The following is a 9,012-nucleotide window of genomic DNA, read 5'->3' as shown; positions in this document are numbered from 1 at the left end:
TAATTCGTTGTTACAGTGAGGGCATTTCATGTTTTCTGCTCCTTATCATTTTCACCGATTTCTTATAATGTTGTTGTATCTACGAACCCGAGAGGCTTAAGGGAGCGCACGCGACCGGGTCCGATGGACTTAGCCTCGCAGGGTTGTGAGCCGAATCCACTTCTCTGCCTACCTCTTCATGCGAACCAAGGGCAAAGCCCGCAGCGTAGATACGTTGTTATCTGATTGGCACGCCTTCTCTGAATAAACTGATCTATCCCTTATTTAATATATAATTCTGAAAATATTGTATTGGACTTGAGGTATTATTAGATAAGTTGCTTGTAAATACGGTAACTAATCGTCTTTCTTGATTAACAAATATATATTGCCCTTTCATGCCCCCCATGCCCATAGCATAGTATGTCTTATCTTCTTCACAGTCTAAAGCCTTACTATTCATTATCCACCAATGATATCCATACGAAGATTCTGCTACAGAATTACTATTTGTTGATTTTTTAATCCATTTAGTAGGAATCATCTGCTTCGAATTCCATTCTCCGTTTTGTAAATATAGGACCCCAAATTTCAACATATCCTCTATCTTCATTGTCAAACCAAATCCACCTATTGCAATGCCCTTAGCATCTTGATACCAATTGAAATCATGAATACCTAAAGGCAAAAATAAATTCTTTTTAGCAAAATCCACTGTGTTCATTTTAGTTGCCTTCTGTAATATAGCGCTAAGTAAATGCGAATTACCACAACTATACTTCATTTGCTTTCCAGGTTCTGTTTCAACAGGTTGTTCAAGAATGAACTTAACCCAATTCTTTGTTGGAATCATAGCTTCATTTCCAGGCCATCTCAAACCCGAGGACATCGTTAATAGATGTTTAATTGTAATCTCTTTTTTTGTATCATCGATTTCACTGAAATAACTAGAAATCGGAACATCCTCATTATCAATATACCCCTGTTGAATTGCAATTCCATACAATGCAGACATAACACTCTTTGTAACTGAATTTATTTTGTGTTGTTTATCTTTCATTTTCCGATTTCTATAATACTCAAATAAAGTTGCGCCGCCTTCATAAACAACACAGCTTTCAATTTTATCTTTCTTTATCGTTTTTTCGAGTTCATGTAAGTTAATAATGATAATTACTCCTTTAATTTTGTCAATTGCGTGCCTTTCAGATAACGTTTCTGTATTCACGAACCCCAAAGGGGTTGTCTGCTGAAATGCCTCATCGGAATCCTTCCAGCAGACCAAGGCTCCAACGGAGCCGCAGCTTGAATATTTTGTTATACGACGGAATCTCTTCTCGAAGCGGCTGTCATTATTTATTTTCTTTTGGTACATATTCGATCAAATCAGACAACTTACAATTAAACGTATCACACAACTTGAAAAGTGTTTCTAATTTTGTTGTTTCTATATTCGTCTCCCTATATAACTTGTTGATTGAGTTACGACTTAAACCTGATCTCACCATCAATTCGGTTATATCATCTATTCGATGTTCTGCCATGAGTTCTCGTATATTACACTTGATTACGTTCATCGTTTTCCCTCCATAGCTCTATCTTATCTTCCACATTAATAATCATCAACAAAAAGCGAAGTTTTAACTCTATAAAGTCAAATATTCACCTTGCAATTAACTTTATAAGGTTATACAATAACTCTATAGAGTTAATCACAAGGAGGAATATGATATGGTTAATACATTAGAATCGCTAACAGAACCACTTATAAGAATACGTCTAGAATTACTCTATACTGGGCTTTTGGAATGTCATGCGGAATACAATCAGCTTTCTGCGGAGGCAGATCAATACTTTAAAACACTTCGTGATGCTTTGCCCGATCAACTTCAACATACGGTTTTTCTATACGAAGACGCTCAAATTTCTCTCCAATCCATCTTAGAAAGAAGTATCTACATACAAGGTTTCAAAGACGCTCTACAACTCTTTAGTGAATTGCAAAACTCTAGCATTTAGAGGATCATATGATCCTCTTTCTTTTCTATTGTTTATGATTCTGTCGTATAACGTTCCTGTATTCACGACGCCCGGGTGTGTCCGGCTGCATCTACTTCCTAGAAACTCATCTGCCGGACCGAGACTTGTCCGAAGTGTGAATGTACTGTTATATGTCGGTGCCTTGAGTTACTTGTATTAGACTTCTCTGTTTAAAAATAACTCCATCATCTCTACTTCTTTAAGAAAACGAGCTTCTATATTCTCCTCATGCTTTTCATACTCATCTAGATAGTCTAGCACACCTTCAAGCATTCCAATTCTCATTAGAACAGACATATCACTAAACGAATCCTCTTCTTCTAATAAAGTTCTTCTTAGCTTCTCCAGTTCCATTTTCCTTTCAATTAGCTCTCGAAATCCTTTTAAGGATTTATCTTTATTATGTGTAAATTTTCTTCGTAGATTTATGTTTTCCAATTGCTCTTTATACTCACTGATTCTTTCAATCCTCATCTTTACAGCATGATCATATCTTAATTGATCAGGACCAAAACGAAATTGGGTTCTCCAAGCGACAAATGTTTTTTCAGGCACGTCTAATATTTTAGCTCCGTCCCATTTATCTAATCTTCTATCCACACACAATTCATACATTACTTCTTTTAAGGACTTACCATACTTAGCTTCTACTAGCTCTTTGTATTCTTTATTTGTCATCACGAGTTCCCTCCTTTAAATTCTATAATCGCATTGTCATATAACGTTTCAATATTCACGACTCAGCCCATGCTGAGTGTCCGGCTGAATGTCGGACCAAGGGCGTATGCCCGCAGCGTGAATATTATGTTATACGGAGTCATCTTCTTCTCGAGAAACATGCACTAATGTCCATGCATTTCTTGAAAAAGCATTATCGATAGCTATGATATTTATTAAGTTATATATCTCCATCGGGGCAGAATATAATTGCATGAATTTATTAACTTTGACAGGCAAGAAATTCTTGGTCGAGGCGTGCCATGACCACATATTTCTATCTTTAAATTCTTTCATAATATTCAATTTAGTTTCGTAGATAAATCTATACGAGTTTCCTCTCCATTCTTCTGGGAGATGAGTTAATACTTCATTCAATCCAGCAGCAATCCAAATCAGAGCTTGTTTTTCATTATTTTCTTTGTTTTCCCATAACATCTCAGCAGTTCGGTTAAAACCTACTACCGTATCCCAATCAGCACCTAGGATACCTCTATCATTTAACTTTTTTGTTCTATATTCAATTTCATTAGTCGGCCACCAATCTATTATTCCAGTTCCAATGTTAAGATTAGGATTCGATTGTGCTTGTATTTGAACTTGTTTGAAGATCGGGTCTTTAATAGATTTATAGCTATAATTTTCAACAAAATATTTCCAAGACGAGTAGACTTCTGTCCATGAAAAATTTTCAGAATTCATTTTTGATCTCCCTTTGGTAAAATGCTTTTCTATGAGATGATTTCGTATAACGTTTTGTATTGACGACGTCCTGGCCTCTTAGAGTCGCTGCTTATAGTTGTGAGGCTTGCCGAACACCTAATGCAGTGACGTCCCGACGGGCTTAGGGGGCTGGATGTGGTCACTCGTTTCTCAGAGTGACCCGGAGCGTCAATATGGTGTTAGCCGAATGAATTTCTGGAAGCAGCCATTGTATTTAAGGCGTTCTCAAAATAGCTATATACTTCATCTGCAATTCCCAGAAACTCTTCAACAAGTACACTACTATCCAAGTAACAAGCATACAGATAATCAACTAAAGCGGAGTCAATCTCGCAATAGTTTAATATGGCATTCTTCATCTTAATAATGTCATCTTGCCATACACCTGTATCTTCTAAAACCAAAGAGTATAATGCACGAATTAATCTCTTAGAATAACCTTTAATATATCTAGTTTTCATTGTGTTATCACTAGCTTTAGAAAGTAAACTATGTATACAATCTACTTCCTCCTTGGTCTCTGTATTTAAGTCTAAAATGAACTCTGGAGAAATAATTATCGGTGGTACTTTTTCACCAATGTCATGACCATATAGGCAAACACAAATTATCTTAACCCAAAAACCCCACTCATTCGGTTTACTTAATACATCGTCAATCGAGCAAATTATCGTATCAATCTTAGTTACTACTGGATATTCTTTCAAAAGCCTGTCTTTAATATTTGACAATCTTTCGTAATCAATATCTTTGGGATTTACACATACAATAGTAAAGTCCGCATCTGACTTAAAAGGTTTAGCGGTTCCTTTTGGAATCGAGCCACACATATAAATGCTATGAATCTTACCTTTAAATTCGGTAAGGATATGATCTATATACTTTTCAACAAAATCCTTATATTCACTTTGTATTACAATTCTATTTATAACTTTTTCTAGTATCATATAGACTCCTCCTAAACTAAGAACTTCTTTCGGCTAACGTTTCTGTATTCACGTCCCAGCGTATGCTGGGTGTCCGACGAATGTCGGACCAAGGGCGTATGCCCGCAGCGTGAATATTATGTTATACGATGGAACTTGCTACCTGAATGCTCATCCAAATCTAATCAATTCTTCTATGTCATGCCCAAGTCTTGAAGGGTGTCTTGGATGGCCAGTCTTAGCCATTTTCAAACAAAATAGTTCAACTTCTTCCTTTCTCAATAATTCTATTACTTGTTTATCGCGTTTATTGAAGAAGTGTTTTTCTCCCCATGCTACGATCACTCGATCAGCTCTTAACGCGGCTTCTCTGATGTGTTTGTCCGTCTCAGAACCTACAGGATCTATTAACGATTTTTTTAGCCCTTTTGGATCAGTTGATATTAAACTATAAAGATTGACTATTTCGAGTGAACCGTATTGAAATTTATTTGCAAAATATAGGCATTGTTTTGAAGTCCGATCCTCTGAAACTTCATTTGCAATACTTGGGTTTAACATTATGTACAATAACTTTGGTAGATTTGTATCCCATTCTCTAGTCAATAAATATCTATACTTTCTTTCTGAATCAAATATAGCGTCTTGGTTCATTACATTCACCTTCTTCTCAATTTTAAAAATGCTTTCTCAAAGTTCTGTCGTATAACGTTCTCGTGTTCACGACGTCCGACGTATGTCGGATGTGTCCCGGCATTCACTTCCCCGACTGTTCCTCCCGGACCGAGCGGGGCTTGCCCCCGATGCGTGAACATATTGTTATATGATGCCGATGTCTCCTAGAACTACTTCCAATAATCTTCTTCTATTTTTTCATTTTTAGTTCTTAAATCAATGTACTGTTTAATGTCAAATATTTTTAACGCTCCGGAGTCAAAAAACCTTAAAAGTCTCTTTCCTTCTTCAATAAATTCCGCTCGATTATTCAGTAAAAAATCAGCTTTTGCAACAGGGTCATGTAATTGAAAATCATAATCATAAACTATGTATTTAAGAGCCATTAATCTGAAAAAGTTATATCCATTACAATACTCATGATAAATACTCCTACATATATTTATAAACTCATCGTCATCATTTGTTTGCATAAGTCGAATCAAAAGATCTCTGATAATAAAATCTTCAACTGAGTCAAAACCCAATATCTTAACTAATATAGGTTCAAGCTCATCTATTACAAATTTTGATTTATAGTTAAGATCAAGTAATTTGAAACACATATCTCTACCTAAAGATTCCTCCAGCTTTTCAACATGCTCATACAGCCACATCTCTAGGGCCTTAATTTCCATCTGATTTCTAAGAACTGAAAGAAATCGATCTTCATAATCTAAATTCATTGATACACCTACCTATTTCTTTACATCGGTTTCATATAACGTTGATGTATCTACGAACCCGAGTGGCTTAAGGGAGCCCACGCGACCGGGTCCGATGGACTTAGCCTCACAGGGTTGTGAACTGGATTCACTCCTCTGCTTATTACTTCTAGTGAACCAAGGGCAAAGCCCGCAGCGTAGATACAATGTTATCTGAAGGAATTGCCTTCTCCGAGTTTTCTTACAACTTCTTATTCCATTCTTTATATATTTTTACTTATCTCAAATATCAGAATCATTTCAGTTGACTCACCAAAAAATCCCTGGTATCATTTAATCAATATATAGTACGAACAAAATGAGAACAGACATAAATAACAACTATATATAGAATTAATAAAGGAAGGAGGTAGTCAAAATGGTTAAAAAAAGTTCCAACAAAATTACTTCACCTAAAGTTGCTTCTACTGCTTCAAAAATCCTTCAAGATGGACGATTTGGTGCAAGTTCTAAGTCTGTTGCTGGTTCTGCATTGTCTCAAGCAAAATCTAAGAAGAAGTAATTACAAACTCTTCTTAAATAGAAAGTCATATAGATTTTTTACATTTTTTCAGGGTTCAAGACATCTTGAACCTTTTCTAATTTCTCAAGCGCTTCTCTGAGTAGTCATGTACTATCAGCAATTCTTTCATGTAACGGTTTGCATTCACGACGTTCAAGGGGCTTAAGGACCGTAGTCCAGGTGGCTCCGCCACTTAGCCGGTTGAATGTGTCCGGTGAGTCTGCTTCTACGAAATTCCTCTTCCGGACGAAGGGTCGAGCCTGCTCGGCCCGAAGCGTTGAATGCGGTGTTATGTGATGTTCAGCGCTTCCTTGAATTACAAAAATCATTAGCTCAGATTAAAATCACACATGACCTTACTAATACCCACATTTAAAGCATTCTCAATGTATAGATTACTCTTTTCAAGTTTTCCATACTGCCCAAAATCTATAAACATTATCCTTTCGCTTGTTATATCCCAATATATATGTTCAAGCTTTAAATCAAAATCTTGCCATCCTCTATTTAAAACTTGCAAATATGCGTTTTTATATGAAGATATAATTTGATTATGATCAACTTCAATTTTGTATTCTACAATATCTATTAAGCTGATTCCTTTTGCCTTTTCCATCACAAGAAAAGACTTTTCCCTGTAACAGTAAATTCTTGGAATACAGTTCAAATTCTGAAGACTATTCAATGCAATAATATCGCTATCATATTTACCTTTATCATTGAACTTTTTAATAACTAAATCATGTCCAACAATTTCACTAATGAATCCACGATTAACATCTCTTAAAGGAATCAAATTAGTGACGTTTATTCTACTTAAAACACTTAAGAATTCTTCTTCGTTTGAAATGTCATTTGAGTAAATTTTGGAGCAGTAATATTTAATATCTTCATCAAGGCTATTGAAATGATCTGTGGTTACTAATTGTGACACCTTGGTCCCCCTAACAACTATTTACTTAATTACTTTTTTAGATGAAATCATTTTCGTAATGTTTTATAGTAGGTTTGTATTTTTTGCTGAATTTCACATAACGTTCCCGTATTCACGAACCCGAGAGGCTTAAGGCGACAACGTCGCCGGCTGCGCTTGCGCAGTTAGCCTCGCAGGGTTGTCCGCCTGATCCATCCTCCTCGAAATGCCTCGGGCGGACCAAGGGACGACGTCAGTCGGCCCGCAGCGTGAATATTATGTTAGCTGAAGTTACTGACTTCTTTGAAATACTATAATAGCTTTTGCAGTTTAACTTTCTTTATTATTATAGGTTTCTCAATATTTATTTCATCAATTTCATTTATTCTATACTCTTTTAATAGTTCTAGAAATATTCTTCGAATCAATTCGCAATCCCCTATTGCACTATGACGCCTAATGTCCGAATCCTCAATAGTATAATGTTTAATCAGAAAGTTAGTTGAAACAATGTCATTTATCTCAGGATGTAAATACGTAAATAATGCTTTAGTATCGAGCAATTGATTGGTCAACATAGGGAGAGCATTTCTTCTGCATTCATTTACTAAGAGGGGCCAATCATATTCGTAACCCGCTTGAGTAACCAGTATTGCATCTTGACAAAAGTGACTAAAATCCTCATAAATTCCTGATAACATCGGGGCTTTTTCTATATCCCTATTGCTAATCCCTGTTAAGCGTTCAATTATTTCAGGTATAGGTTTTAAAGGTCTTATTAACGTATCAAACGTCTTTTCAATTCTTCCTGAACTATCTATTAAAATAGCTCCAATTTGAGTTATATTATCCTCATTTTCATTGGGTCCAGTTGCTTCTAAATCGAACACGCAATACTTCTGTCTATGTATGTCCTTGATATTAATATCAGTTAAACTATACTCATTTTCTGAGATATTTACTATCTTCATTGAAATAACATCCTTTAAGCCAGTAATTTCAGCTAACGTTCCCGCATTCACGAACCCCCACCACTTTAAGCCCCAAAGGCGGCCGCGACGCGGTTAGGTGGTGCGGGGTTGTCGCCTGAATTCGCCTACCGTCTCGTCTCAAACTTCTGGCGACCAAGGGATGGCTGAGCCAGCCCGCAGCGTGAATGCATGGTTATAGGATGTCAGTGCCTTCTTCGGAATACTTGTACAATTCAAATATCATCGTTTATTAACAGCATAAAGATGCTTATAATAATTCTTTTAGTCGTTTACAAACTACGTCAATATCGTTACGCGTAGTGTCAATAATAATATCCGAGCCTTTTTCCAATAATGGTAATACATTTTCAAAACTATCTATTACCTTTGCCCTTTGTTTTGGACTCTTACCATAATTATTTGAGGTTCTATTAGTTATCCTATCAAGCATTACGTTCAGTTCAGCCTTCAGAAGAACGACATAGTCAAAGTGTTTATAAAATTTCCCTTGATTTGAATAAGTGCCTGAAATAAATAAGTGTGATTGCTTACTCTTCTCCAACAATTGAATTATTTTTTCTTCATCCCAAATAATTTCTTCGATTTCCTCATTCTTTATTTCCTTAATGTAGCCGTAGTCAGTATCAACTACGTTGTACCCTTCTTTCTTTAATTGTTCTATTACACTTGATTTACCTACACCTGATAAGCCCGTAACAAATATAATTGCCATAATGCACCTAGAATAAAAAGTGGACACCTCTTAAACTTGTAGTAATAATAAACCTACTAAGACAAACGA

At 35.9% G+C, this 9,012-nt stretch carries 12 protein-coding genes; 2 read left to right on the top strand and 10 right to left on the bottom strand.

Annotated elements, in window-relative coordinates; translation table 11 throughout:
* Positions 1-253: 253 nt before the first annotated feature.
* Positions 254-1,207 (bottom strand): serine hydrolase domain-containing protein, encoded by a 954-nt coding sequence (locus tag CRG97_RS12480; protein ID WP_237566372.1) that lies wholly within the window; start codon positions 1,205-1,207, stop codon positions 254-256.
* Positions 1,208-1,331: 124 nt separating this feature from the next.
* Positions 1,332-1,556 (bottom strand): helix-turn-helix domain-containing protein, encoded by a 225-nt coding sequence (locus tag CRG97_RS12475; protein ID WP_098743244.1) that lies wholly within the window; start codon positions 1,554-1,556, stop codon positions 1,332-1,334.
* A gap of 154 nt (positions 1,557-1,710) precedes the next feature.
* Here CRG97_RS12475 and CRG97_RS12470 point away from each other — a divergent pair, with 154 nt between their 5' ends.
* A complete protein-coding gene (locus tag CRG97_RS12470; RefSeq protein ID WP_098743243.1) occupies positions 1,711-1,998 on the top strand; it encodes a hypothetical protein in 288 nt (95 codons plus the stop codon).
* Positions 1,999-2,175: 177 nt separating this feature from the next.
* On the opposite strand, the gene CRG97_RS12465 is transcribed toward CRG97_RS12470, so the two are convergent.
* From CRG97_RS12465 to CRG97_RS12445, 5 genes are all read right to left on the bottom strand, one after another.
* Positions 2,176-2,697 (bottom strand): hypothetical protein, encoded by a 522-nt coding sequence (locus CRG97_RS12465; RefSeq protein ID WP_098743242.1) that lies wholly within the window; start codon positions 2,695-2,697, stop codon positions 2,176-2,178.
* 129 nt (positions 2,698-2,826) lie between these two features.
* Positions 2,827-3,438: a hypothetical protein gene (locus tag CRG97_RS12460; protein ID WP_098743241.1), complete on the bottom strand. Its 612-nt coding sequence runs from the start codon at positions 3,436-3,438 to the stop codon at positions 2,827-2,829.
* Between the two features lie 200 nt (positions 3,439-3,638).
* Complete coding sequence (locus tag CRG97_RS12455) at positions 3,639-4,406, bottom strand: nucleotidyltransferase domain-containing protein (protein WP_098743240.1); 768 nt, start codon at positions 4,404-4,406, stop codon at positions 3,639-3,641.
* A gap of 150 nt (positions 4,407-4,556) precedes the next feature.
* On the bottom strand, positions 4,557-5,039 hold the full coding sequence (locus CRG97_RS12450; RefSeq protein ID WP_098743239.1) for a DUF1643 domain-containing protein: 483 nt from the start codon (positions 5,037-5,039) through the stop codon (positions 4,557-4,559).
* A gap of 191 nt (positions 5,040-5,230) precedes the next feature.
* Entirely contained in the window at positions 5,231-5,785 is a 555-nt protein-coding gene (locus tag CRG97_RS12445) for a hypothetical protein (protein WP_098743238.1), read from the bottom strand.
* A 397-nt stretch (positions 5,786-6,182) separates the two neighbouring features.
* Between CRG97_RS12445 and CRG97_RS33255 the strand changes: the two genes are divergently transcribed.
* Complete coding sequence (locus tag CRG97_RS33255; RefSeq protein ID WP_202618914.1) at positions 6,183-6,326, top strand: hypothetical protein; 144 nt, start codon at positions 6,183-6,185, stop codon at positions 6,324-6,326.
* A 328-nt stretch (positions 6,327-6,654) separates the two neighbouring features.
* On the opposite strand, the gene CRG97_RS12440 is transcribed toward CRG97_RS33255, so the two are convergent.
* The 3 genes from CRG97_RS12440 to CRG97_RS12430 form a co-directional block, all read right to left on the bottom strand.
* Positions 6,655-7,260, bottom strand: coding sequence for an AarF/UbiB family protein (locus CRG97_RS12440; RefSeq protein ID WP_098743237.1), 606 nt, complete (start codon positions 7,258-7,260; stop codon positions 6,655-6,657).
* A gap of 290 nt (positions 7,261-7,550) precedes the next feature.
* On the bottom strand, positions 7,551-8,261 hold the full coding sequence (locus tag CRG97_RS12435; protein ID WP_153047488.1) for a 3'-5' exonuclease: 711 nt from the start codon (positions 8,259-8,261) through the stop codon (positions 7,551-7,553).
* A 217-nt stretch (positions 8,262-8,478) separates the two neighbouring features.
* Positions 8,479-8,943 carry an RNase adapter RapZ gene (locus CRG97_RS12430; protein WP_098743235.1) on the bottom strand — a complete coding sequence of 155 codons (465 nt, stop codon included), beginning with the start codon at positions 8,941-8,943 and terminating at the stop codon, positions 8,479-8,481.
* Positions 8,944-9,012: the final 69 nt, after the last annotated feature.

The organism is Paenibacillus sp. EZ-K15, from assembly GCF_002573715.1.
Classification (GTDB): domain Bacteria; phylum Bacillota; class Bacilli; order Paenibacillales; family Paenibacillaceae; genus Paenibacillus_AQ.
Note: the sequence above shows the minus strand (reverse complement) of the source record. Positions and strands in the feature narration are given on the sequence as shown.

Excerpts from the sequence above, each read along its gene's own strand:
- CRG97_RS12475 (WP_098743244.1), bottom strand. The coding sequence starts at position 1,556 with ATGAACGTAATCAAGTGTAATATACGAGAACTCATGGCAGAACATCGA.
- CRG97_RS12470 (WP_098743243.1), top strand. The coding sequence starts at position 1,711 with ATGGTTAATACATTAGAATCGCTAACAGAACCACTTATAAGAATACGT.
- CRG97_RS12465 (WP_098743242.1), bottom strand. The coding sequence starts at position 2,697 with ATGACAAATAAAGAATACAAAGAGCTAGTAGAAGCTAAGTATGGTAAG.
- CRG97_RS12460 (WP_098743241.1), bottom strand. The coding sequence starts at position 3,438 with ATGAATTCTGAAAATTTTTCATGGACAGAAGTCTACTCGTCTTGGAAA.
- CRG97_RS12455 (WP_098743240.1), bottom strand. The coding sequence starts at position 4,406 with ATGATACTAGAAAAAGTTATAAATAGAATTGTAATACAAAGTGAATAT.
- CRG97_RS12450 (WP_098743239.1), bottom strand. The coding sequence starts at position 5,039 with ATGAACCAAGACGCTATATTTGATTCAGAAAGAAAGTATAGATATTTA.
- CRG97_RS12445 (WP_098743238.1), bottom strand. The coding sequence starts at position 5,785 with ATGAATTTAGATTATGAAGATCGATTTCTTTCAGTTCTTAGAAATCAG.
- CRG97_RS33255 (WP_202618914.1), top strand. The coding sequence starts at position 6,183 with ATGGTTAAAAAAAGTTCCAACAAAATTACTTCACCTAAAGTTGCTTCT.
- CRG97_RS12430 (WP_098743235.1), bottom strand. The coding sequence starts at position 8,943 with ATGGCAATTATATTTGTTACGGGCTTATCAGGTGTAGGTAAATCAAGT.